This window comes from Coprococcus sp. AF102-57 (genome assembly GCF_027686195.1).
GTDB classification, from domain to species: Bacteria; Bacillota; Clostridia; order Lachnospirales; family Lachnospiraceae; genus Allocoprococcus; species Allocoprococcus comes.
On the sequence record NZ_JAQCSY010000026.1, the window covers coordinates 20,817 to 46,631 of the forward strand.

At 44.9% G+C, this 25,815-nt stretch carries 22 protein-coding genes; 20 read left to right on the forward strand and 2 right to left on the reverse strand.

The window, feature by feature from the left end:
- Positions 1 to 92: 92 nt before the first annotated feature.
- Positions 93 to 2,519, forward strand: coding sequence for a glycoside hydrolase family 3 protein (locus tag PGZ10_RS14210; RefSeq protein ID WP_055160597.1), 2,427 nt, complete (start codon positions 93 to 95; stop codon positions 2,517 to 2,519).
- Here the strand turns inward: PGZ10_RS14210 and PGZ10_RS14215 are convergent.
- Positions 2,511 to 3,713, reverse strand: coding sequence for a helix-turn-helix domain-containing protein (locus PGZ10_RS14215; RefSeq protein WP_270541688.1), 1,203 nt, complete (start codon positions 3,711 to 3,713; stop codon positions 2,511 to 2,513). The two genes, PGZ10_RS14210 and PGZ10_RS14215, sit on opposite strands and share 9 nt — an antisense overlap.
- A gap of 165 nt (positions 3,714 to 3,878) precedes the next feature.
- Between PGZ10_RS14215 and PGZ10_RS14220 the strand changes: the two genes are divergently transcribed.
- From PGZ10_RS14220 to PGZ10_RS14310, 19 genes are all read left to right on the forward strand, one after another.
- Entirely contained in the window at positions 3,879 to 6,311 is a 2,433-nt protein-coding gene (locus PGZ10_RS14220) for a hypothetical protein (RefSeq protein ID WP_242999973.1), read from the forward strand.
- Between the two features lie 62 nt (positions 6,312 to 6,373).
- Complete coding sequence (locus PGZ10_RS14225; protein WP_055160585.1) at positions 6,374 to 8,710, forward strand: GH36-type glycosyl hydrolase domain-containing protein; 2,337 nt, start codon at positions 6,374 to 6,376, stop codon at positions 8,708 to 8,710.
- 91 nt (positions 8,711 to 8,801) lie between these two features.
- Positions 8,802 to 10,232: an MFS transporter gene (locus tag PGZ10_RS14230; RefSeq protein WP_006859599.1), complete on the forward strand. Its 1,431-nt coding sequence runs from the start codon at positions 8,802 to 8,804 to the stop codon at positions 10,230 to 10,232.
- 148 nt (positions 10,233 to 10,380) lie between these two features.
- On the forward strand, positions 10,381 to 13,122 hold the full coding sequence (locus PGZ10_RS14235) for a family 78 glycoside hydrolase catalytic domain (RefSeq protein ID WP_195488922.1): 2,742 nt from the start codon (positions 10,381 to 10,383) through the stop codon (positions 13,120 to 13,122).
- Positions 13,123 to 13,138: 16 nt separating this feature from the next.
- Positions 13,139 to 15,598 (forward strand): glycoside hydrolase family 3 N-terminal domain-containing protein, encoded by a 2,460-nt coding sequence (locus PGZ10_RS14240; protein WP_270541689.1) that lies wholly within the window; start codon positions 13,139 to 13,141, stop codon positions 15,596 to 15,598.
- 69 nt (positions 15,599 to 15,667) lie between these two features.
- Positions 15,668 to 18,139 carry a glycoside hydrolase family 3 protein gene (locus tag PGZ10_RS14245; protein ID WP_195488397.1) on the forward strand — a complete coding sequence of 824 codons (2,472 nt, stop codon included), beginning with the start codon at positions 15,668 to 15,670 and terminating at the stop codon, positions 18,137 to 18,139.
- Positions 18,140 to 18,194: 55 nt separating this feature from the next.
- The gene (locus PGZ10_RS14250; RefSeq protein ID WP_006859593.1) at positions 18,195 to 18,335 is read left to right on the forward strand and encodes a hypothetical protein; all 141 of its coding nucleotides are present in this window, start codon (positions 18,195 to 18,197) and stop codon (positions 18,333 to 18,335) included.
- Between the two features lie 138 nt (positions 18,336 to 18,473).
- Positions 18,474 to 18,983 carry a beta-galactosidase gene (locus tag PGZ10_RS14255; protein WP_442872547.1) on the forward strand — a complete coding sequence of 170 codons (510 nt, stop codon included), beginning with the start codon at positions 18,474 to 18,476 and terminating at the stop codon, positions 18,981 to 18,983.
- A gap of 60 nt (positions 18,984 to 19,043) precedes the next feature.
- On the forward strand, positions 19,044 to 19,892 hold the full coding sequence (locus tag PGZ10_RS14260; RefSeq protein ID WP_270541690.1) for a DUF5597 domain-containing protein: 849 nt from the start codon (positions 19,044 to 19,046) through the stop codon (positions 19,890 to 19,892).
- A gap of 48 nt (positions 19,893 to 19,940) precedes the next feature.
- On the forward strand, positions 19,941 to 20,108 hold the full coding sequence (locus PGZ10_RS14265) for a hypothetical protein (protein ID WP_008369901.1): 168 nt from the start codon (positions 19,941 to 19,943) through the stop codon (positions 20,106 to 20,108).
- A gap of 196 nt (positions 20,109 to 20,304) precedes the next feature.
- On the forward strand, positions 20,305 to 20,697 hold the full coding sequence (locus tag PGZ10_RS14270; RefSeq protein WP_204576149.1) for a hypothetical protein: 393 nt from the start codon (positions 20,305 to 20,307) through the stop codon (positions 20,695 to 20,697).
- Positions 20,698 to 20,951: 254 nt separating this feature from the next.
- Positions 20,952 to 21,521 (forward strand): type IV toxin-antitoxin system AbiEi family antitoxin domain-containing protein, encoded by a 570-nt coding sequence (locus tag PGZ10_RS14275; protein ID WP_008369904.1) that lies wholly within the window; start codon positions 20,952 to 20,954, stop codon positions 21,519 to 21,521.
- A 9-nt stretch (positions 21,522 to 21,530) separates the two neighbouring features.
- Positions 21,531 to 21,860 (forward strand): hypothetical protein, encoded by a 330-nt coding sequence (locus PGZ10_RS14280; protein WP_156337639.1) that lies wholly within the window; start codon positions 21,531 to 21,533, stop codon positions 21,858 to 21,860.
- Positions 21,861 to 21,933: 73 nt separating this feature from the next.
- Positions 21,934 to 22,779: a KilA-N domain-containing protein gene (locus PGZ10_RS14285; protein ID WP_055262332.1), complete on the forward strand. Its 846-nt coding sequence runs from the start codon at positions 21,934 to 21,936 to the stop codon at positions 22,777 to 22,779.
- Between the two features lie 359 nt (positions 22,780 to 23,138).
- Positions 23,139 to 23,321, forward strand: coding sequence for an AlbA family DNA-binding domain-containing protein (locus PGZ10_RS14290; RefSeq protein WP_242856302.1), 183 nt, complete (start codon positions 23,139 to 23,141; stop codon positions 23,319 to 23,321).
- Between the two features lie 3 nt (positions 23,322 to 23,324).
- On the forward strand, positions 23,325 to 23,723 hold the full coding sequence (locus PGZ10_RS14295) for a hypothetical protein (protein ID WP_242860796.1): 399 nt from the start codon (positions 23,325 to 23,327) through the stop codon (positions 23,721 to 23,723).
- Positions 23,714 to 24,097 carry a hypothetical protein gene (locus PGZ10_RS14300; protein ID WP_008369911.1) on the forward strand — a complete coding sequence of 128 codons (384 nt, stop codon included), beginning with the start codon at positions 23,714 to 23,716 and terminating at the stop codon, positions 24,095 to 24,097. Before PGZ10_RS14295 ends, PGZ10_RS14300 begins: the two co-directional genes overlap by 10 nt.
- A gap of 56 nt (positions 24,098 to 24,153) precedes the next feature.
- On the forward strand, positions 24,154 to 24,321 hold the full coding sequence (locus tag PGZ10_RS16880; RefSeq protein WP_242860797.1) for a hypothetical protein: 168 nt from the start codon (positions 24,154 to 24,156) through the stop codon (positions 24,319 to 24,321).
- Positions 24,314 to 24,496 carry a hypothetical protein gene (locus PGZ10_RS14310; RefSeq protein WP_082438309.1) on the forward strand — a complete coding sequence of 61 codons (183 nt, stop codon included), beginning with the start codon at positions 24,314 to 24,316 and terminating at the stop codon, positions 24,494 to 24,496. Before PGZ10_RS16880 ends, PGZ10_RS14310 begins: the two co-directional genes overlap by 8 nt.
- Before the next feature lie 350 nt (positions 24,497 to 24,846).
- On the opposite strand, the gene PGZ10_RS14315 is transcribed toward PGZ10_RS14310, so the two are convergent.
- Positions 24,847 to 25,608, reverse strand: coding sequence for a class I SAM-dependent methyltransferase (locus PGZ10_RS14315; protein WP_055247629.1), 762 nt, complete (start codon positions 25,606 to 25,608; stop codon positions 24,847 to 24,849).
- Positions 25,609 to 25,815: the final 207 nt, after the last annotated feature.

Here is a 25,815-nt window from a genome sequence, read left to right on the forward strand (position 1 = left end):
CAATTCTATCCACTATTTTGAAAGATTCCCCAAAGCACTTTTGATAAAATATCTGCAGTAAATGAACTTTTGCAGAAAGGAGAGCATGCTTTATGGAACTTCAGAAATACGAACAGGAGCATCTGGATATACTGCGGCCGCTTCTTCCTGAGTGTACAGTACTTCTCAAGAAGAACGGCGATTTCCCCCTTGGCAAGCCGGGAAAGATTGCACTGTATGGTAACGGTGTGCGTAAGACGGTAAAAGGAGGAACCGGTTCCGGAGAGGTGAATTCCCGATTCTTTGAGACAGTAGAGGATGGATTTCAGAAAGCTGGGTTTGAAATTGTTTCCAGAGACTGGCTTGATGCCTATGACGAAATATATGACAAAGCGCAGGCTGGTTTTACAGAAGAAATCCGAAGAAGGGCGCAGGAGCATCATACACATCCCGTAATCGAAGGGATGGGAGCTGTCATGCCGGAGCCGGAATATGATCTGCCACTGAATGTAAAAGGTGAGACAGCCATTTATGTCCTTGCAAGGATATCAGGAGAGGGAAATGACAGGGAAGCGAGGGAAGGCGATATTTTCCTGACAGAAAGCGAGAGACGGACAATCCTTGAGCTGAAACGGCAGTACAGAAGGTTTATGCTGGTTCTGAATGTAGGAGGTCCGGTAGATCTTTCACCTGTCATGGAAGTGGAGAATATCCTGATTCTGTCGCAGCTTGGAGTGCAGACAGGAAGCGCTCTTGCGGATCTTGTTCTTGGGAAAACATATCCCTCCGGCAAATTGACGACTACATGGACAAAATGGAAGGATTATCCGGATTTTGCGTCATTTGGAGAACAGGATGATACCCGGTATCAGGAAGGAATTTATGTGGGATACCGATATTTTGACAGTGTGGATAAAGAGGTACTGTTTCCGTTTGGATACGGTGTCTCCTATACAAATTTTGAAGTCCGTTTTAAGGGTCTGAAACTGGATAAAATGACTGCCGAAATAGGTGCAGAAGTGGTGAATATAGGTGATTTCTGTGGAAAAGAGGTCGTACAGTTATACGTTTCTGTGCCGGAAGGAAAGCTGGATCAGCCTTATCAGACTCTGGCTTCATGGAAAAAGACAGAAGAATTAAAACCGGGGGAGAAACAGACAGTTGAACTTTCATTCTTACTGACGGATCTGGCATCTTACGACGAAGAACAGGCGGCATGGATTCTGGAACAAGGGGAATATACCCTCCGAATGGGAAACAGCAGCAGAGATACGGAAGTCTGCGGTGTCATATCAGTACCGGAAACTTTGGTTATAAAATCAGTAAAAAACTGTTTTGGAAAACCGGATTTCACAGACTGGAAGCCGGAAAGAAAGAGAAAGGACAGAGTAGGAAAAAAGATACAATCTTTGGAAGCAGATATTTTCAGCGTGGATATAGTGAAAGTAGTCTATGAGCATAAAGATGAGCCAATGCCGGAGATGGAGGGATTTTCCGATGAAGAACTGATTAGCCTGAATGTGGGTGCTTTCGTTGCAGGAGGCGGAGTGACAGGCATCATCGGTAATGCTTCTATGTCGGTTGCAGGCGCGGCAGGCGAGACGGCAAAAGTGGGAGAAATCCCCGTGATCGTTATGGCAGACGGACCGGCAGGACTGCGGCTTTCTCAAAAGTGCTTCCGGGATGAGAATGGAATACATAGTCTGGGGAGTACAATGCCGGAGACAATGCAGAATCTTCTGACCGAGGATGAGCGCGCATATATGAACAGCATGATTCCGCAGCCCGGAGAGGACAGTGAGATCTTTGAGCAGTATGCGACGGCAATTCCCATCGGCACCGCGATCGCCCAAAGCTGGAATCCATTGCTTGCAGAACGCTGCGGGGATATCGTAGGAAGCGAAATGGAGCGGTTTGGCATTCATCTGTGGCTGGCTCCAGCTCTTAACATCCATCGGTCCATACGATGCGGCAGGAATTATGAATATTTTTCAGAAGACCCGCTGATAAGCGGCGTATTCGCGGCAGCACTTACGAAAGGGGTGCAGAGCCATCCCGGATGTGGGGTTACCATCAAGCATTTTGCGGCGAATAATCAGGAGACAAATCGGTATAACAATAACAGTATAGTCAGTGAACGTGCGCTGAGGGAAATCTATCTAAAAGGGTTTGAAATCTGTGTTCGTCTGGCACAGCCTAAAGCCCTGATGACATCTTATAATCTGTTAAACGGGAAGCATACCTCTGAGCATAGAGAACTTCTTGAGGATGTGCTCCGCTGTGAATTTGAATTTGACGGCATTGTAATGACAGACTGGGTAACATCCTCTGATATATTAAGTGCTGATGCGAAATATCCTGCACCCGAGGCATACAAGGTGGCTCTCGCAGGAAATGATCTTTTTATGCCGGGAAGCCAGCAGGAAATTGATAACCTTACGGCAGCTCTCAAGAACGGTCATATTACAAGAGAGGAATTGATAAAAAATGCCACCAGGATCTGCCGGATGGCTGTGGAACTCGCAGGCGCTTCAGTTTGACCGGCCTTTTGTCTGTTTCCGGTATTGGAGCGGTGTGACACCGTATTGCTTTTTGAATACATTCTGAAAATAGGACTGGCTGGAAAAGCAGAGATAGCTGCTGATTTCAGCCAGACTTTTTTCACTGTAGGTCAGAAGACTTTTTGCTTCTTCCAGCTTGCAGCGCATAATGTAAGCGCCCATCCGGATGCCGAGTTCACCTTTAAAGTGTTTCATCATATAAGAGGCACTGCGCCCTGTATGAGCGGCGGCAGCTTCTACAGAGATAGGCTCATTTGTGTGGTTCCGGACATAGGTCATACATTGATAGACATCCGGGGAGATACCTTCCGGGATGCGTGTTTCTCCGGCACGCTGACAGAAATCCAGAAGCATGACATACTGGAGCTGATTGATTTTCTCAATTGTGCGCAGTTGTTCACACTCTTGAATGTAATAGTCTATGAGCTGGTATGTTTTTTCGATATCCACACCGCCCGGGATTGCACCCATGATACCGGCTTTTACTACAGCGCTGATAAAGAGGTTTTTGGCATGCCGCAAGGGTGCGCCTGCCATCTTCCCTTCCTTGAGGGGAGCACGGGTGGCAGAGAGAAATTTCTTCAGGGCGTCTGTATTCCCATTCTTGATTATCTGATACAATTCCAGTTCAAAATAGTAGGTGTTATGAACATTTCCTTCTTCCTTATCTTCTACCATTTGATCCGTCTGTTGGTTAAAGCGCTCCAGTGTGAGCTTGTCATTTTCCAGAAAGAGCCGTTCTGCGGAGACAGTCTTGTGGTTGAAGCACTGATGGAGAAATACCAGATAATTGGCAAACTGTGCCTGACCAAGCAGGGGGATTGCATAGAGCAATTCTGCGTACTGTTCCCTGTTTTCTAAAGAGACTCCACTCTCTCTGGAGGAATAGCGAATTAGTTCTTCGGTGACAGGAACGTTGAATACCGGGCCGAGAATCAGATTATAGTCGGTATTCTCGATTAAAAGGCGTCCGTAGCCGATATCCGGAGAATCACTGCAAAAGGTCGGATTATGATCGCTCATGGGAAAGAGATCCTCACGGTAGTATGCAGGAGATGTGCCGGTGATATCATTAAAAGAAGTATAGACTGCATATTTGCCTTTCAGTAATGTGACCGGGATTTTTGTCGCCGCATAAAAATTCTTACACATAGATAGATAATCTGTTTCCATAGGCCATTCTCTCCTTAAACTAAAATTATATATTCTATTTTACAATAATTAAATGAATATTACAATATTTATAAATTGCCATGTGATAGTCTGACATCAGAAAGGTTGCTGTGCAAGAAAAATGATAAGGTAGCAGGAGCCGGAAGAGATAGGAGGAAGATCAGAATGAAACAACGAATCAGGATACACAAGGCAGAACCGAATACGGGAGTCCTCAATTACTCTCATCTGCTGGATGCGCCTGCGGGAAAACATGGGTTTGTCGAAGCGAAAAAGGGGCATCTTTATTTTGAAGATGGTACGAGAGCGCGGTTTTTAGGATTCAATGTGGCGGCGCGTTCCAATACGCCGGATCATGAGACGGCGGACAGAATGGCAGAACGGTTCGCCAGCATGGGAGTAAACATCATCCGTCTCCATGCGGCGGACGCCCCAGTGGGAGAGAAGCCGGGAAGCTGGAGCAGCTGCAGGGAAGCGCCTCTTCTGGACTATGCATCCGGTACCAGCAGGAAATTCAACCCGGATGGGTTGGAACGGTTCGATTACTTTGCGGCGAAACTGAAAGAGAAGGGCATCTATCTCCATATAGACCTGATTGTAGCGAGAAAGTTTGAAGAGGGAGACGGCATGGAGTATCCGGGCGGCGCACCCTCCTGTATCAAACGGTACTGTCTGTACAACCAGCGGATGATTGAACTCCAGAAAGAGTATGCAAAGGAGCTGCTCTGCCATGTGAATCCCTATACGGGACTGGCGCTTATCGATGATCCGGCGGTAGTGACAATCCAAATCAACAACGAGGACACTGCTATCAAGGGGAATATGGGTGGCGATGCAGGGGAAGAGATGAAACCCTACCGGGCAGAAGTACAGGAGCGCTTTAACGACTTCCTGCTGATGAAGTACCACACACGGGAGCATCTGAAAGAAGCGTGGACAAAGGACGGTTGCTGCGCGCTGGGGGAGGAAGAAGATCCGGCCCGGGGAATCGTCCGGGGGATTGAAGGCAGTTTCTATCAGCCGGTCAGCGACCCAGAAGGAGAGTGGGATGCACCGGAAGGACCGGCAAGATATGCCGACTTTATGGAGTTCGGCATCTATATGAACCGGAAGTTCTATCAGGATATGAAAGACTATATCCATTTCCTCGGGGCAAAAGTTCCTGTCGTTACCAGCAATTTAATTGCCGGGGCAGCGGATGTGTATGGGCATACAGACGGCGACTTGATGGAGAATAACAGCTATTTTAATCATCCTCTCCTTCCAGTAGAGAATAATACATACCTGGTGGCCGGCCCCATGGAATATGTCTCTACGAATCCTCTGACTATGCAGACCGGCGTGGGATCGGCGGCAACGACCCTTTTAAGTCTGGGATCACTGGCGATTGTGAAAGGAAAACCTTTTATGCTCAGCGAGTGGAACGAGTATGGTGAGCATCCTTTCCATTCCACGGCGTTTGTGCAGATGGCAGCATATGCCTGCTTAAACGACTGGGACGGACTGATTCTTTATAATCACCATACCTCCGAGAACTGGGATGACCAGCCGGCAGATGAGATATTGAATGTATTCGATGTATATAACGATCCGGCGGTAATCTGCCAGTGGGGATTCATGGCGTCTGTCTTTTTGAAAGGGCTTGTCTCCGTAGCAAAACACTGCGTAGATGTTATATACACACAGAATGACCTGAAAACACTGCCCCTTTTCCATGCAATGCCGACCACCTTTTTCCCATATATTACGTCTATGCGCAATGTATTTCTGGATGGAGGAGACAGTTATCAGGGTAATGCGGACATAGCGGTAAATGCCGGATTTTTAAACGGCGCTGATCTCTCAGATGCGGAACATGGCGTGTACTATGCATGGTCTGAATACAGGGATGCGTTCCGGCGTTATAAAGAGGAAAACCGCCTGGCAAATGCTGCGAAAGACACGAAAGAAATTCAACCGGGAGTGCATCTTGGAGAAAAAGCACTTGTGTTCGACCGGATCAGAGAGACATCGGGCAACGGAGATTACCGGACGTTTGCCGAAATCATGGACAGTGCGATGAAAGAGTGGGGTATTCTGCCGGAAGATACCGGCTATGTGGAAGGAAGGCTGATTTCAGACACAAAAGAAATCGTTTTTGACCCAGATCACGCACGCTTCTCTATCCACACACCTTACTGCGGCTATTTCAGCGGCGCGCCGGAAGAAGAGATTTCCCTTTCTGACAAGATCTGTGTGGAGGTGGAAAACGAAAGGATTACACTGGCTCTGATCGCAAAAGATGAAATTAAGATGGATGGCGCGTCAGAATATATTTTGACGGCAATGGGGACAACCGGTATGGACGAGACAACATTTGGTAAAGGACCGGAGCTGATGGGGATTCCGTTTGCCGCTGTGGAGTTCAAAGGCAAACTGTACGCAGAGACACTGGAAGGCTGCATCCGTGTGAAAGCGGAGAATGCGAAACTGGAGGTGTTAAATCCGATCGGGGAAGTAATTGCCGAAATGAATGGAGAAAAAACAGGAGATGAAATACGGTTTGCAATGGACGGTTCTGTTCCGGGCATCCAGTACAGACTTGTGGTCGGTGAATAAGCATAGTTCCCAAGGGAGTACTTTGAGATTACAAAATAAGAAAACAGGAGATTGAAAGAAAGATGAATTATGAGTCAAAGAAAAGTGCAGAAAATGGTCTGTATGAGTTTACGCCGGACGGGAACGGCTGCCAGATCTATCATGCGGAAACACCGCGTTATTGGTATAATTACCTGTGGAATGAAGAACGCTACTGCGCTCAGATATCGCAGGTAGGACACGGGCGCAGTTATTATCTGAGCGAAAAAGCAGATATGTGTATGATCAACCGGGATGATGCCAGATATGTATATTTAAGAGATGATGCAGACGGAACATGCTGGAATATCGGGAAGGGGCCGCTTAACACAGAGGTGGAAGACTACTGCTGTACACATAGTATCGGGCACACGCAGATTTGTTCAAAGAAAAATGGAATTGAGGGATCCTGGAGGATTTTCGTGCCGAAGAAAGGGTTTCATGAGGTATGGACACTGAAACTTCGCAATACAGCAGAGCAGGAGAAAAGGTTAAGCATGTTCTCTGCGGTCAGTTTTTATCTGGAAGGCTTCTCTTATCCCAGATACTACGAAATGTACCGATGCATGAAGACAGAATTCAAACGGGAACTGAACGGAATCTACTGTGATTCCGCCCATCCCTTCGCGCCCCATGAACTGTATCATGGGTTTCTGGCCTCATCCGAGCCGGTTTATGCATGGGACGGTGACCTGACAAAGTTCTGCGGGTCTACAAGCACGCTGACATTACCGGATGCTTCCGCCTGCGCCCTGTTCCAAAGACCGGATATTGTCGTGCAGGGAAAAGACTGTACAAATTCGGAAGCCTCGCTGTTCATTCTTGGCGGGGTGTTGCAGCATAAGATCACGCTGATGCCGGGAGAGGAGAAAGAGATTCAGGTGGTATTCGGGATCAGCTCTTCCTGTGAAGAGGCATGCAGTGCAGTAAAGCGGTATGCAGATGCAGAATCCACAGAACGGGAGTTCGCAGAGGCGGAGGCGTATAACTATGAGAAGATTAGCTCTTTGTCTGTGAAAACACCAGACCAGAAGATTAATCATATGATGAACAACTGGGTAAAAAAGCAGGCAGATTTCTGTATCGTAGGAAAGAAAGGTGTCCGTGACAACCTGCAGATTTCTGTAGCGCTGTTGAATTACCGTCAGGAGAAAGCAAAAGAAGAAATCCTGGAATGTCTGCGCCATCAGTTTCAGGACGGGCACGGAGTGCTTACATGGTATCCTTATGATGACACACGCTACTCAGACCAGCCATTCTGGATCATCTGGGCGGTATGCGAGCTGATTAAGGAGACGGGGGATCTGTCAATTCTTGATACGGAGATTGAATGGCAGGACGGCGGAAAAGCATCCGTTCTGGAACATGTAAAGGCTGCGGTTAATCGCTTAATTCTTGATAAAGGGGAGCATGGTTTGGTGAAGATTTATTTCGCCGACTGGAATGACGCCTTAAATATCACGGATGATCAGGAGGCGGAGTCTGTGATGCTGTCCCACCAGTTCTGTCTGGCTCTGAGAGAATTAAAGAGAATGATGGAGTATGCGGGCGATACAGCGTATGCCGGATTTATCGAGAAGGAATATGAACAGCTTAAGGAAGATATCAACCGCTATGCATGGGATGGGAAATGGTATGCGAGAGCCTTAAGCAGCAAGGGAAACGTAGGAACGCAGGACAGCGCCGGAAGCAAAATCTATTTGAACGCACAAACATGGGCTGTGCTGGCAGGAGTCGCGGATGGAGACAGGCTTTCTCAGGTGCTGGAGGCTGTTGATAGTATGGAGCAGGATTTCGGCTTTCCATTAAATCTGCCGCCGTACCCGGAGTATGATGCCCATGTGGGAAGGATGTCCGGTATGCTGCCGGGACTTTTTGAGAACGGTGGAGTGTACTGTCATGCTACCGGCTTTAAGATCCTCATGGACTGCTGTACGGGCAGGGGAGAAAAGGCACTGAAAACGCTGAAAAAGATTATGCCTGACAGCGAAGAGAACCCGTCGGCGAAGTCCGGGGCAGAACCTTATGTATTTACCAACTGCTATTCCACGAACCCGGGATATTACGGAAAATCCTATCAGTCATGGACAACAGGAACTTCCGCATGGTGCATGATGGGGCTGTATGAAGGTATTCTGGGTGTAAAACGGGATTATGAAGGGCTTAGGATCAGTCCCTGCTTTCCGGAAGAATGGGAAGAGGCAGAAGTGACGAGATACTTCAGAGGTGCGGATTATCATATTATCATCCGCAATCCCGAACATATTAAGAATGGAAAAGCCGAGGTTTATGCTGACGGTTCAATCTGCGATTCCGGGCTGATACCAGACTATCAGGATGCTAAGCAGCATAGGATAGACGTTTTAATAAAACGAGGATGAAATTTACAATTTTGTAAATTAATTTACAATAATTATCTATAGAAAAACAGTATAGTAAACCTATCATCAATGATACAGGAGGAGAGGAAAGATGGCAAAAGACAAAAACGCACCCCGTTACGACAAGCAGGGCGCAAGGCGCGTAATGCGCAAAAGAGATTATTTGGCAGATCTCGGCGGACAGCTCGCATTAGGGCTGATGGCGAATCTGGTCGGACAGCTCAATTATTTCTACACGGACAAGGTAGGACTAGCTGTCGGAAGTGTTGGTATTGTATTGGCAATCTCAAAGGTGATTGATGCATTCACGGATGTGATTGCGGGGAATTTTATCGATCATTCAAAAGGAGGCGACCATAAGTATTTCAGATGGATCCTGCCACAGATTATTCCGGCAGCCTTGATTATGGTTCTGATGTTTACCGTACCGATTCAGGCAGGACAGATTCCGGGCGTAATCTACGCGCTGATTACGAATCTGGTATTGTCCGCAGGTCTTTATACCTTTATTGCGACCCCGTTTGCGGCAGTTATGACTGTACGAAGCAGAAGCTTGAGCGAGAGAGGAAGTATCGGGCTGTTCCGTGCGGTTGCCAATTATGGCGCTGGAATGCTGATCTCCATTCTCACGATCCCGGTGACAAATATGCTGGGCGGCACACAGTCCGCATGGATCAAATACGGCGTGGTACTTGGTGTACTGGTATTTGTTCTGTTTGCAATCTGCTGCCATAACGGCCGCAAAGCCAAATTTGCATGTGATTACGAAGAAGAAGAAACCGAGGGAGCTGCTGAAGAAGAGGAAGAGCCGGTTCCTTTCAAAGAAGCAATGACAATGCTTCTGAAGAATAAATACTGGGTGATCATCCTGCTCTTTAACTTGACCACAAGTGTTACGAGCGGTATCGCGGCATCTGGCAGTATATACTACTGTAAATGGATTTTCGGAAATGATAATCTGGTCGGAATAATCGGAGCAGCAGGTATGTTGGCTACCGTAGTGGGATTCATCTTATCCAAGCCGATTATTGCCGGACTTGGAATCAAGAGGACAATCTCCATCGGGCTCTTAGGAGCGGCGATACTCGCAGGCATTCGCTGCTTTATACCGACGAACTTTACAGTTTGTGTGGTGACCGGTCTATTAGGCAGCTTTGTACAGATTCCGATGATGAGTCTGTATGGCGTGCTGACATCCATGACCATTGATTACAATGAGTGGAAATATGATAAGAAGCTGGTGGCAATGTCGGGCGGAGCAATCGGCTTTGGCAGTAAGGTTGGAAATGGCCTTGGTGCAGCAATACTGTCGGCGTTCCTGGCAATCGGTGCATATGATGCCACGCTGGAAGTCGCAAGTACATCCATGATATATTCCATCTATGGATTCTCAAATTATCTTCCGGTTGTGATCAACCTTGTGATGTTTGTAATCTTCCTGAAATTCGATCTGGAAGAAAAGCTGCCGAAGATGCGCGAGGAAATCGCTGCGCGCAGAGCAGGAAAGACCATTGAAAAATAAGAAACAGATATTATTAAGAAGCAGGCAAAGCTGAAAGAAACATTGTAATTATGAGAGCCGGCGCTTCCGTCGGAATCGGAGCGCCGGCTTGAGTTATAGGCGGAAAATAGTAATAGGGGAATGGACAGGCAGGAAGGAGAAGACAAGAATGAAAATTTATGATTTCAGGATAGAATACAGGGAACAGCCCAAAGGACTGGCTGTGAAGATTCCCCGCTTTTCATGGAAGATCGCATCAGGTGACAACAATGTGGTGCAGACAGCATGGCATTTGATTGTGAGCAGTGCAGAAAAATGCTTCTGGGACAGTGGAAAGATTGAGAGTGATCAGTCTGTGCTGGTTCCTTATGCCGGACAAGCGCTTACCAGAGAACAGGAGTATCAGGTTTCTCTCGAAATCTGGGACAATTATGGAAATAGAGCAAAAGCAGAAACAGCTTTTACAACAGGTATTTTTGATACCGGAGATTTTCAGGCCAAGATGATTACGCATGATTTCCCTCCTGAGGAGATGGCTTGTCCGGTATTCTTCCGGAAATTTTCTCCGGACAAGGAAGTGTCATCTGCCTGCCTTTACGCCACGGCGCTTGGTGTCTATGAAATTACCCTGAACGGAAAAAGGGTAGAAGATTATTACATGGCACCCGGCTGGACAAATTACCATAAGATTTTGCAGTATCAATATTATGATGTGACAGACAGGCTGCAAGGGACAGGACAGGAAAATGTCCTGGAATTGACCGTGGGCAACGGCTGGTATAAAGGGATTCTCAGCTTTGACTGTAAGCCGGACCGGTATGGGGATCGGACTGCTGTTTGGGCAGAGCTTCATGTGCGTTATACAGACGGGACAGAAGAGGTAATTACTACGGATGAGACATGGCATGTGCGTACCGGCCAGATTCGTTACAGTGAGATTTACATGGGAGAGACAATTGATACAAATGCCCCTAATATCAGAGAGGGAAAAGTATCTGCCGTGCCAGAAGCCGTATTTCATCCGACTGTATTGACGCCGCAGCTAAATGAACCGGTGCGGGTGACTGAGCGCTTGAAGGCAAAGAGGGTTTTCACGGATTCCAAAGGGAATATACTTGTAGATTTCGGCCAGAACCTTACAGGTCTTGTAGAAATCAGAATCCGGGGAGAAAAAGGCCAGAAAATCACTGTCCGCCATGCGGAGACTCTGGATCAGGACGGTGTATTTTACCCGGACACTCTGCGGACGGCAAAATCCGAGGACACCTATATCCTAAACGGGGAAGAACAGGTTTTGATGCCCCACTTTACATTTCATGGTTTCCGGTATGCTGCCGTGGAGGGAATAGAGAATCCCCGACCTGAGATGTTTACAGCCTGCGTAACGCATTCGGACATGAGAAAGACCGGAGAGTTCCGATGTTCCAATGAAAAAGTGAACCAGCTTCAGAGCAATATTTCCTGGAGTCTGCGTGATAATTTCTTTGATATCCCCTCCGACTGTCCTCAAAGGGATGAGCGGCTTGGATGGATGGGAGATGCGCAGGTATTCTCATGGACAGCAGCGTTCAACCGGGAGACGGCTCTGTTTTTTACAAAATGGATGAGGGATATATCGGCGGCGTCTTCACTGGAACGGGGAGTGCCTCATATAGTACCGGACATACAGGGAACTTACAGTTCCGCGGCGTGGAGCGATGCGGCAGTGATTATACCATGGGTAGTCTACCAGACGTATGGAGACACACGTATTTTAGAAGAATCATGGAAATGTATGCACGAGTGGGTAGATTATATTCACAATCATGTAAATGAAAACGGGCTGTGGATGACCAATTACCAGTATGGTGACTGGCTGGCACTGGATCGTGAGATGGGAGATAAAAGCGTTGGAGCTACAGATGTTTACTTTGTGGCAAACGCTTACTATATATACGTCACAGAGCTTGTGGCAAAGACGGCTCATGTGCTGGGAAAATATGAAGAGGCGGCATATTATGAAGTGCTCCATGAAAAGACGCTGGACTCTTTCAGGAAAGAATATTACACCGCAAGAGGCAGGATCGTCAGCGAGACTCAGACTGCATGCGCGCTGTCTCTCTATTTTAACCTGGCATATGAAAAGGATAGGGAAAATATTGTACAAATGCTGGTGAGCAATATAGAAGATCATCAGAATCATTTGACCACAGGATTTGTAGGGACGCCGTATTTATGTCATGCCTTGTCTGAGAACAAAGCGCATGATACGGCCGGACTCCTGTTTGTGAGAGAGGATCTGCCATCATGGCTGTATGCTGTGAATAAGGGCGCGACGACGCTTTGGGAGAGGTGGGACGCCGTCCTGCCGGACGGCACCATGCAAGATCCGGGGCTTAATTCTATGAACCACTATGCAAATGGAGCGATCGGCGATTGGATGTATCGGAAAATCGGCGGTATAAACCAGACGAAAGCCGGATACAGGAGATTTTATGTAAAACCGATGTTTGTAAGGGGAATCGAAGAGGTAAGGACAGAGCTGGAGTCTCCTTACGGAAAGATTGTTTCCTGTTGGAGCTGCCGCAATGGAAAGATCCGTGTGGAGGTCAGCGTACCTGCCAATACGAGGGCGGAGCTGTTCCTGCCGGAAAAAGAGGAATCCTTTGAGGTGGGATCGGGAACATATGTGTATGAATATGACACAAACACAAGTTTAAAAGAGCTGAAATTCACTTTGGACAGTACACTGGGAGAGATTCTGGACGAACCTCTTGGCATGAAGATGATGGAAGAGATGCTGCCGGAGCTTGTACACAATCCAATGATCGAGTATGCAAGGCAAATGACTCTGGCTGAAGGAATCAGCTCTGCCCCAGAGGTAAAAGCGGTTTATGAAGCCGTACTAAAAGAATTGAATGCGCAGATGTAAAAGGAGAAGAAAGTAAATGGTACAGCAGAAGGTAAAATATACAGACACCGAGAGAACCCCGGCTGAACGGGCACGGGCACTTCTCGAAGAAATGACTTTAGACGAGAAGATGGCGCAGCTTGGCTGCATTTTCCCATTTGGCGACAGCTATGATGATATGGAACAGCAGGCTTTGGAGATGCCTTACGGGATTGGACAGGTGAGTACTCTGGAAATGCGCAGGATAGGCACGCTGGAAGAGGCCGCTGGATGGCAGAGGAAGATGCAGGAGACTGTGATGAGACAAAGCCCTCATCATATCCCGGCAATCTTTCATATGGAGGGACTGTGCGGAGCATTTATTCAGGAAGGAACCAGTTTCCCCTCCGGAATCGCCAGAGGCTCAGGATGGGATCCGGAGCTGGAAGAGAAGATAGCCAAAGTGGTGGCAAAACAGGAAGCAGCCTGCGGCATCACTCACATTCTGGCACCAGTGCTGGATATTTCGAGGGATTCCCGCATGGGAAGACAGGGAGAGACCTACGGAGAAGACCCGGCTTTGGCGGCAGCTCTGGGAACGGCATATACGAAAGGAATCCAGACAACAGAGGCAGGCGGCAGAAGACCGGAAAGTGTGGCCAAGCATTTTCTCGGATTTCACAATTCACAGGGTGGTATCCACGGGACAAACAGCGATACGCCGTCCCGCCTCATGGAAGAAATATACGGCAAGCCTTTCCAGTCTGCGATTTCTGAATCCGGGCTGAAAGGAGTGATGCCCTGCTATAATTCCATTGACGGGGAACCGGCTTCCGTTTCACACAGGCTGCTCACGGAAATTCTCAGAGAAAAGATGGGGTTTGACGGTCTGTGTGTCAGCGACTACGGCGGCATTAACAATGCCCACGAAGTCCAGCGGATCGGGGAGACTATCGGAGAAACAGGGCTTCTTGCCATGGAAGCAGGGATGGACATAGAGATGCCGAAAGCGACCGGTTATGGTGAGGAACTCAAAGAAATGTTCCGAAGCGGACAGGCGGATACAGAACTGTTGGACCGAACCGTTCTGCGGGTGTTGGAAGCCAAGTTCCGCATGAGTCTGTTTGAGCATCCGTTCGCCATGGATGGTGAGTCCTGTCAAAAGATTTTTGAAGAGAAAGAGGGGGCGGAGTTATCTCTCCGGTCAGCAAGAGAGTCCATGGTACTCCTGAAAAACAACGGGATACTTCCTTTGTCAGGTAAGATAAAGAAGCTTGCCCTGATTGGACCTCATGTAGACTGTGCCCGTAAGTTCTTCGGCGGATATACCCATCTGTGCATGATGGAGTCGGTCTACGCTGTTGCAAGCTCCATCGCAGGGGTAGAGGGCAGCCCGGAGTCCGGGCAGATCAGCGGAGCAATGCTGCCAAATGGTGAGCCGGTGAATTATGTCCCAGGTACAAAGATCCAGTCAGACGAAGCGGAGCTTTTTGATGATATCCTGCGCCTGCAGAAGCCGGACTGCAGAAGCCTGTTAGAAGAACTGAAGGAGCGGATGACAGACACGGAGATTCTGTATGCATACGGGTATCCGGTTGCCGGAAAGGATCAGGGCAGATTTGAAGAAGCGCTGCAGGCAGTCAGGGAAGCAGATGCTGTGATCCTGACTCTGGGAGGAAAGCACGGCACATGCTCTATGGCGACCATGGGCGAAGGTGTGGACGCTGCCGACATCAATCTGCCGGAATGTCAGGATGCATTTATTCAGGCTGCCGCTGCATGTGGTAAGCCTTTGATTGGGGTTCATTTTGATGGAAGACCAATCTCCAGTGACACAGCAGACCAATATCTGGATGCCATCATAGAAGCCTGGAACCCAGCGGAAACGGGAGCGCAGGCTGTGGCGGATGTCCTGCTGGGTGCATATAACCCGGGCGGTAAGCTGCCGGTATCCGTGGCATATCACGCCGGACAGATTCCAATTTATTATAATCACCCGAACGGTTCTGCATGGCACCAGCAGGAGAGTATCGGATTTGTCAACTATGTGGATCTTCCCCATACACCGCGATATTGCTTCGGGCATGGATTGTCTTATACACGGTTTGAGTATTCAGAAATTCATATATCGGCAGCAGAGATTGGAGCAGAAGAATCGGTACAGATCAGCTGTGTGGTAAAGAATGCAGGAAACTGTGCCGGGGATGAGGTAGTACAGCTTTATCTCAGGGACAGATTCGCAAGTATGACACGTCCGGTGAAAGAGCTTGCCGGATTTAAGCGGATCCATATGGAGCCGGAGGAGAAAGTACGAGTGACATTTACAGTGCAGGCGGATCAGTCAGCCTTTCTTGACAGGCAGATGCGCTGGAAGGTGGAAAAAGGGGATATAGATGCAGAAATTGGAAGTTCTTCTGAGAATATCCGGTTAAAAGGAACATACCGAATCACAGAAGATAAATGGATCAATGGAGTGGAAAGGGCATTTTATGCGAAAGCACGGGAAGTAAGACTATAAATCCGTTAGATTTACAGCAGGCCGGCTGTCAGGTTCGGCAGGAAATGAGAAAACAGGAGAGGATAAAAAATGGATAAAAAAAAGATTGCCAGAAAAATAGCAGAAGAATCGATTGTTCTGCTTAAAAATGCGAACCATATACTCCCTTTAAAAGAGAAGAAAGAGATTGCATTTTTCGGAAGGACACAGATAGGCACTTTGTATTCCGGAAATGGATCCGGTGGTGCTAATATAGCCGGGTGCGGCACAATTCTGGAAGAATGTGAAAAGAGAGGGATAAAACCTGAATCGCAGCTGAAAGGATTTTATGAGTATAAAGCAAGTGCAGAACAGGTAACGGAAGAGGATGAGTTTGACTGGACGAAGGTCAGCGAAATGGTAAACAGCGGAATCATGTACGAAATATTCGGAAAATACAAGGCTCCGCTTGATGAATATGATGTGCCGGAGACACTTATCTTTCAGGCGGCGGAAAAAACAGACACAGCAATCTTCGTGATCGGCAGAAACTCCGGCGGAGAAGAGTGTGACCGTCATCTGCCGGAGGATTATTACCTGACCAGATCAGAAGAAAGCCTGTTAAAGGATATTTGTACCCATTTTGCTAATGTAGTGATAGTCCTGAATGTAAACGGACTGATTGATCTGTCGTGGGTGAAAAAATATGCGAGCATAAAAAGCCTTCTGTTTATTGGAATCCCGGGGGAAGAAGGGGCTTCTGCGCTGGCTGGCATTTTGACAGGGGAGATTAATCCTTCCGGGAAACTGGCGGTGACTATAGCGGAACACTATGAAGATTATCCGTCGGCAGATCATTTCTCATGGGATAAGGAGCATCTGGAGAATATTCTGGACTATGAGAGTTACGGTCTTTCGTCAGAAGAAAACGGAAGTACAGGTTTTACGAAGAGTCCGGTAACCGTGTATTGGGAAGATATTTATACTGGATATCGTTATTTCGATACATTCGGAAAACAGGTGCTTTACCCCTTTGGTTATGGACTATCTTACACTGCATTTGCGATCAGCGATGCATTGGTCAAGAAGCAAAACGGCGGTATTCTGGTGACAGCCGATGTGAAAAATATTGGGGAAATGTCGGGGAAAGAGGTAATCCAGATTTATCTGTCTAAGGTATATCCAGCAGAGGGCGTGGAGCGTCCTTATCAGGAATTGAAAGGATTCGAGAAAACGTCTGACCTCGCTCCGGGTGAAAAAGAGCAGGTTAAGATCTGGATCCCATGGAGAGAACTGGCGGTTTATGATGAGGAAAGAGCCGCTTGGGTCATCGAGTCAGGCGATTATCTCCTGAAGATGGGAAAATCATCAAGAGACACCTTTACGGTGGGAATGGTATGCCTGCGGGATACAGTCCTTACAGAACAGTGTGCGAACCGTCTGACTATCTCGGGATGCAACAGAGGAAAGCTTTCGTTCCTGACACAGAAAGACTGCACAGGGTGTCAGCCGGAAGACGTATATGAGAAAAAACCTGATGGAGGCGTGACCGAGACGGAGGTAATTTCTGTAACGGAAGAGGATATTCTTGCAGGAGGGGAGAGTATACAGGCTGAAAAAGAAGCGCAGCAAAGTCTGCCGGAACTGTCCATCGAAGAACTCGCTTCTCTCTGTGTGGGTTATGGACCGGGCACCCCATTTGCGGCTGTGGGTGACCGTACTGACCCGTCTGCAATTTTTGACGCAGATGGGAATCCGCTGACGATAAACAGCCATCCGACAGGATATCCGGGATATGTTTCCCCGGCGATTGCGGAAAAAGGGATCAAATCCATTTTTTATAAGGACGGCCCTGCCGGGATCGGCGGTATTGCCTGGCCGACAGAAATGCTCATTGCGTGCTCCTTTGACAAAAAAATGTGGCAGATGTTCGGGGATGCAGTAGGAAAAGAATGTGAAGAACAGCAGGTAAATGTCTGGCTTGCTCCTGCTGTGAATCTCCACAGGAATCCGCTGTGCGGAAGAAATTTTGAATATTTTTCTGAAGACCCGTACCTGACGGGAGTCTGTGCCTGCGAGATCACAAAAGGCGTACAGAATGACCGTCCGGTTATTGTGTGCCCGAAGCACTTCGCGGCAAATGAACAGGAGACATTCCGCCGCGGAAATGCAGGGAAAAATGTAGATGCAGTGGACTCAATCCTGACAGAAAGGGCACTTAGAGAACAGTATTTAAAGCCGTTCGAGATGTTAGTCAAAGATGCCGGGATCGCATGCATCATGACCTCCTTCAATAAGATCAACGGGTCATTTTCCGGCGGCAGCCATGACCTGTGCACACAGATCCTGCGTGAGGAATGGGGATTTGAAGGGGCTGTTGTAACGGATTGGGGAGATATGGATATGGTTGTGGACGGCGCGGACGCTGTTGCGGCAGGAAACGATATCGTAATGCCCGGCGGTCCTCCGGTAATCCGCCAGATATTAAAAGGATACGAAGAAGGCAGAGTGACGAGAGAAGAATTGGAACAGGCAGTGCGTCATCTGCTGATTATGATAAAGAGAATCAGGCTGGCAGATTGATGGTTAGGGTAACGAGTAAATGTGATAATAGGATGTAGATGAAACAGGTAGGTATATGGAAGAAAAAATGTATCATACAGTGAAAAGTTCAGGAATCATGAATATCGTGGCAGGAGCATTTGCGATCGCAGTTGGGATTTCTGCGCTTATAAGTGGAATACGCCTTTGGCTTGCCCGTACTAAGATTCTTTTCTAAAGAAAGGGAAATAATGGAATGAAGCACATGGCAGAGATAAGAAATGACAACGGAATTTCAACATTATATGTAGACGGTTAACCCTTTCAGGCATTTGCAGGCGAGGTACATAATTCCGCTGCGTATGATCCGGAAAGGATGGAAATAGAAATCTGGGAGAAGATGGAGCAGAGTAATCTGAATACGCTGATCGTGCCGGTGTATTGGGAAACGCTGGAGTCGGAAGAAGGAAAGTTTGATTTCACCCTTGTGGATGCGCTTATAAAGCAGGCGGACAAATATAAAAAGAAATTGATCCTGCTCTGGTTCGGTCTCTGGAAGAACGCAGAGTCCGCTTACGTGCCGGTATGGATGAAGAAAAACAGTGAGACATATTTCCGTGTGGAATTGTATGGCGGCGAGAGATTGAATACAATCTCACCATTGTGCACAGCGGCGGTGGAGAAAGATGTCAATGCTTTTTCGCGCCTGATGGAACATATCAGAGAAACAGATGAGAATTCTGCGGTTATCATGGTACAGGTGGAAAATGAAGTAGGGCTGCTGGGAACAGAAAGAGATTATTGTGCGCAGGCAGAAGAAGTGTTTGGCGGATCCGTGCCGGAAATGCTCCTTCCAGAGCAGACAGAGAAAGAACGCGCTACATGAAAAGAAGCCTTTGGTGATGACGCGGAGGAAGTTTTCTCTGCATGGTGCTTCGCAAGCGCTTTGGAGCAGATTGCATCTGCTGGAAGGGAGAAACATCCGCTTCCCTGCCTTACGAACGTATGGCTGAAGCAGTTTCCGTGGTATCCGGGTTCCTATCCGTCCGGAGGACCGGTAGAGGATATGCTGTGGGTATGGAAAGCAGCGGCGCCTTCACTTTTTACCATCGGTCCGGACATCTATGTGCCATATGTCTCTGACATCATGAAGACGTACAGCCGGCCGGATAATCCGCTTTTAATCCCCGAAGTGCGGAAAGATGCGGTTACAGCTTCCTATGCCCTTTATGCATTCCTGCATTTTCATGCGTTATGCTATGCGCCTTTTGGAGTGGAAGATCTGTGGGCAGACCAGCCTTCGGATCTTCCGGCAGAAGTGATAGACGCTCTGAAACTGGATCCGCTTTCCTTTAATCTGAGTGGGACTAAAGAGACATTGGGCGAGGTGTACCGGCTGCTGGAAGAGATCAGACCGCTGTACTTGAAATACCGTGGGACAGAACATATGAAGTGTTTCCTGAAACAGTCAGATGGAGAGCAGGGATGCTATCTGAAGTTTAAGAACTATGATATAGAAATACAGTATCTCCCGAGGACAGACGGTGCACCGGCAGCCGCAGGAGTCGTCTTTGAACTGGATGAAAATACGTTTCTGATCATAGGAATGATGTGCAGTATCCGTTTCCATACGAAACCCGGGGATCATAGGAGAGTAGACTTTCTCACAAAAGAAGCAGGGACTTTCCATGTTGGTAAATGGGTATGTGAGCAGAGACAGAACGGCGATGAAAAAATCGTATCAGTCTTATATAATATGCCGGGATGTTTTAGAATAGAGACATTTAAATACTAATTTTCTATACTTTAAAGAGAGATATACAGAGGACTGGAGTATGGCAAATTGTTTATTACAGCATTAGATGATCTTGAATCAAAGAGAAAGGGATTTTATTCCGGCGTTGATGACTACATGGTAAAGCCTGTGGATATGGATGAGATGGCGGCATATGTAAACGGAGAGGAAGTTCCAATTCTTCCCAGAGAGTTTAATGTTTTATATCGGAAGTGAAAGAAAATGTTGTATGTGTGACAGTTCGGGATTCTGGTTGCGGAATGGACAAAGAAACTGCAGAGAGCAAAAGTCCAGATTTCATATTTCATTAACAAAAATCGTGAAGTTGATAAACAGCTGTATATGCCACAAGTGGGAATTGGGATTGTGTTGATTCTGGCTTTTATCGGAATTATGAACTATATGAACACCAATGTCATTTATTTCAAGCCCGACAATTACTGCGGATAAAATAGAACGTTTTATTCAGATTCTGAAGCCAAGACAGGAAGCAGGAGTAAAAGTAAGTGTAATTCTAACAAAGCCAGAAAATAGATGCTATGGGAATACAGATTTTTATCTGATTTTGATAGAAAAAATGAAAGAAACTGGAATTCAGGTAATCATGGTAGATGAAGATACAGAGTGTTTTGCGATTATAGATCAAGAATTAGTTTGGCATGGTGGAATGAATTTGTTAGGCAAAGTGGACGCATGGGATAATCTGATAAGAATTAAATCAGAAAGCATTGTACAGGAATTGATGGGAATGATACTGAAAGAATTTTGTGACAATGACGTAACATCCTCCCCAGTTACTTTGTGACAATTATATAACGTCCTCTATACAGAAATATGCGGTTTTAAGCCATTTTTGTGGCAAAAAAGCCGCATATTTTTTGTAGCAATGACTTGACATCCTCGGGGGCACTGTGTGTCCGGGATAGTCTGCCGGGGTGAGGAGAGTAGGTATATACGATTATGTGTAAGAAAAATCTGATTTGCATAAAAATGAATTGACATGTGTAAACAAAAATGCAATAATATGTGTAACAAAAAATGCAAAAAAGGAAGTTGTTTATGAGAACAAATACATATATCAGATTGGAAATGCTATATAAAAAGTATAAAGGATATGTGGAAACACGAGAAATTCTGGAAGAAGGTTTTTCAAACCGCCAGATCGCTGTTTTGGTTAAAGAAGGATATTTGGAGAATGTGACACATGGACATTATTGGCTATCCGGTGGGCAATGTAAGAAGCCTCAAGACTATAAATGTATTGAAGTATGTCTTAGCAATCCAAAGGCTGTTATTTGTATGGACAGTTCTCTTTATTATCAGAAGGTTAGTACAAAGGAACCAGAGTATTTATCGGTTGCGACAGAGCGAACAGACCGTAGTATATTAAAAATGAATTTTCCGACGAGGCGGCATTATTTTTCTGGACGAAATTTTCAAATTGGTCAGAGAAAAAGAGAGACAGAATTTGGTAGTTATAATATCTATGATGTTGAACGGAGCCTTTGTGATATACGGCGTTTAGAGCCAGAAAATTCATTTGAAATCATGGATTATGTAAAAGAGAGTGAGCAACAGTATAAACGTCTGATGAAATATGCAGAGTTGTTTGGAATAAAACAATTTTAAAGGAGAAATATGGATTACATGTATGATGGCATAGATATTTTGGATGAGAATCTGGAAAGTGCCAGAAAAAGACAAATGTTCAGAATACTTGTCTATTATCAAAGGTTATGTCTGTATTCGGGCGGTACAATAGCAGGTGAAAAGAAGCTAGATTCAAATAGCTTACAGACACCTTTATTTTGGGATCAGGAAAGTGCTTTGGAGCAGAGGATATACGAAAAAATGAAAAAATGGGAAATAAGACATCCCATAATGGGAATTGTGATATGTACAATACTAGGGGGAATATTGATTAGTCTGATAGCAGGAATTATTTTAGAGGGAATTATGATGGTATGACAAGAACTATAAAAATATGAAAGAGAAAAGGATTCTGCAAATGTTTTTGGATTCTAAAGGTGAGAGAAAAGTGATAAAGAATAAAATTATTAAAGTACAGGATATTTTAATTACAGTTGCCAGTGAGGATTTTGATGATTATATCTGTATTACGGATATGGCGGCCGCGAAAGGTGGAGATTCAAGAGCAGCGGATGTTATAAGAAATTGGTTGAGGAATAGGATGACGTTGGAATTTCTATGTACATGGGAAGAAATTTATAATCCGGAATTTAAAGTGTTCGAATCTGAACACTTTAAAAAACAGGCTGGATTATTAACATTTACACCTAGTGTTTCTGAATGGATAGAAAAGACAAATGCAAAAGGGATGTATGTAAAAAGAGGTCGCTATGGAGGTACATTTGCACATAAAGATATCGCATTCGAGTTTGCTTCTGCAATCAGCCCGGTATTTAAGTTGTATTTGATTAAAGAATTTCAAAGATTAAAGGAAAATGAAAATAACCAGAAAAAAATAGAGTGGGACGCAAAAAGATTTTTATCAAAAAATAATTATCTGATACAGACAGATGCGGTTAAGAATTATATTATACCGAGTGGAAATTACCGGACAAATTTAGAATGGCTTGCATATGCAGATGAGGCAGATATTTTGAATGTTGCACTGTTTGGTTTTACTGCAAAGGCATGGCGTGAATCTAATCCTGAACTTGCGAAGAAGAATAATGCTCGTGATTTTGCGACAATTAATGAATTGACGGTTCTTTCAAACATGGAGACTCACAATGCACATATGATTAGAGAAGGAAAGTGCAGACAGGAAAGATTTGCTATCTTGAAAGAAATCGCCGAATACCAGTTGAAAATACTAAATGAAGCAGATCAGGTTAAAACACAGATAGGTTCACAGGAATGATGAAAAAAGCTTCCTATGCAAAAACTTTTGTCAGGAAAGGAATTTGCATAGGAAGCGTTTTGGGTAGCAATAGTGTAACATCCGCAGTACGATTTTATGACAACAATATAACATCCTCCTCTGAGAAAAACAAAGAAAACAACGGTTTTACAGACTTTTTCAAGAGGAAAAGCCAAAAAAGTTTGTAGCAATGACTTGACATCCTCGGGGGCACTGTGTGTCCGGGATAGTCTGCCGGGGTGAAATGATTTTAGAAATATATAATGCGGAATCAAGAAGTGAGTATAATATGTATTGCGATAAGCATGAAAAATAGTTATAGTTAAAGGTAAAAGACGTGAATGGAGAGGAGCGGTAAAATGACGATAGAAGAAGTATTGGCAGTCGAAGAAATGCAGGTATTTGACAGGAAAAGTGTCAATATTGCTCCCAAAGTATTGGCAATACCAATTATTGCATTTGCAAATGCTGATGGTGGCACAGTTGCCATTGGAATATCTGACAAGACACGCAGGATAGAAGGTGTCGATTATGACATCTAAAAGTTGAATGAACTTCTTCGGGTACCGTTTGATTTTTGTGTTCCGACTGTGAAAGTAGAAATAGAAAAAGTCCAGTGTATTGATTTTAAAGGAAGAGAGAATCATGTTCTTCTTATGCATATTGAACCAAGTATGGAAGTACATGCGAATCAGGCAGATGAAGTGTTTATGCGTGTTGGAAATAAATCAAAAAAGCTCGCTTTTGAAGAACGAATGCAGTTGATGTATGATAAAGGAGAACGATTTTTTGAAGATAAACCGGTTCCGGAAGCTGATATAGAGGATATTGATTTAGCTTTTGTAGAAAAATATATTGCTCAAATCGGCTATTCCAAGACAGCAATGGAATATTTGAGGGAAAATAAAGGATTTATAAAAGAAAAAATGGGAAAGTGCAGATAAGTTCTGCGGCAATATTGTTATTCGGTAAAAATCCGCAGTTATATTTCCCAAGAGCACGTGTACGTTTTATTCGTTATGAAGGGACAGAAGAACGTGTCGGGACACAGATGAATGTTATCAAGGATGTCATTTTTGAAGGAAATATACTGAAGATGATAACAGATGCAGTTGCATACCCAGATACACAAATTAAGGAAAAAACTTATCTGGGCGAGGATGGGTTATTTGTAACAGAAGAAGAATATCCGAAGTTTGTCCGACAGGAAATTATTGTAAATGCTGTTACACATCGAGATTACAGTATTAGAGGAACTGATATTCAGATAAAAATGTTTGATGATAGGATTGTTGTGGAAAGTTACCGGGACTTGTGAAAACAGACAATATCTGACATACATATTTTTCTAGGAATCCAAAGATTGCAGAATTTTTGAAAGCATATAGCTTTGTAAAGGAATATGGCGAGGGTGTTGACCGTATGTGCAAAGAGTTAGAAGCGGTAGGTTTACAAGATCCTGAATATAGACTGAATGCTTTTATGCTCCAGACAACAATCAGAAACAGTACTTTAACTGATAAAAAACCACGGTTTGGTTGATAAAAAACCACTGTTTCAAGTTATTGACGATGCAGTCTGCAATAAGATTTTGGCTCCTACCATTTCGGAAAATATGAAAGAAATTGTTGAGGCTTTTGACATGAATCAGATTTTTGGTCGTAAGGAAGTAAAAAAAAACTTGGATATGGTGATTATAAAGCAGGCAAAGCAATAGAGGTTATGCAAGTATTGAACATCGTAATTCCTGTAGAAGGAAAAGGAAAGGGAAAGTATATTTTAAAAGAAATGTAGTGGTTAGTTTCATTGGTCTCAAAACAAAAGTGGGATTAGTGAGACTGATGTGAGAATCTTATGTGAAGAAGTATGAACTATAAAGTGGAGGAAGAATATGGAACCTACGAAAAAGGATTGGAAACTGTACAGAGAACGAATTGGTGACTGGGAGAAACAAGTATGAAGAATTTAAGATAGAACGTATAGATTAGTATTTCCATACGCTCTATCTCACATTTCATATTAAATTTTTGAATTCTACAAACTGAAAGTTGTCAAGATATAATAAAATTATTTTTGGGCCACATAAAGAAATCTATGTATTCTGCCTTCTATTACACCATTCTTTTCTAACACTTCCTGAGCATGGTATAAGTTTAACAAACACTTCTTTACATCAAAATTAGGGAATTCCCATTCAATAATATGTGCAAACCAAACGAGAGCACCTACATTCCAAAATTTAATTGGACGATACACTTCTTCTGCTTCAAGGGTTGTAAACCCCTTTTTTTCAAATGCTTGTTGTACTTTATGCAAATATTGCTTAGGAAATGGTAATGGTGGTATTTCGTTTAATAATAGCTCAACAAGTTCCCTATCATTTTCTGCCCCTACCTGTTGCGTAATAAAAATTCCTTTGGGTTTTAATACTCGCCATATTTCATTTTCGTTGAAAGCTCCATGACGATTTATTACAATATCAAATGTTTCGTTATTAAAAGGAAGTTTTGTAAGTCCATCGGCTTCCCTAAAATCTACCCCCAGTGGAAGTAATTTTTCTTTGCATAATTCGACATTGGGTGAGTATGCTTCTGTTGCACTCAAATGACAAAGAGGGTGTTTTAATGAAAGAAGGAACTCTCCACCACCTGTATCAATGTCTAATAGTTTCATTTCAGGCAATAAATAGTGACGAATAATTTTACTATAATCCCAAGGTAAATCGTTTTCTTCTTCGTATTTTCCATGTATATGAGAAAAATCCCACCCATGAATATGTGCAACCTTTTCTTCTTCCAACCATTCATTTAATAACTGTTCTTTATTCATTGTATAACTACTCCTTTTCGTATTGTTATTTATGTTTTACGATAGGGTGCAGTTACCTGATAACATAAGTTTTTGACCTCGATGCAACCTGTTACCAGATTTTATAACTGCACCGAGTAATTACCTCGAACAAACTGCATAATTGCTTCACCGCCTTTCAGAAATTCAACCATTAAACAAATTCAAGTTGAACAAAATCGCTGCGCG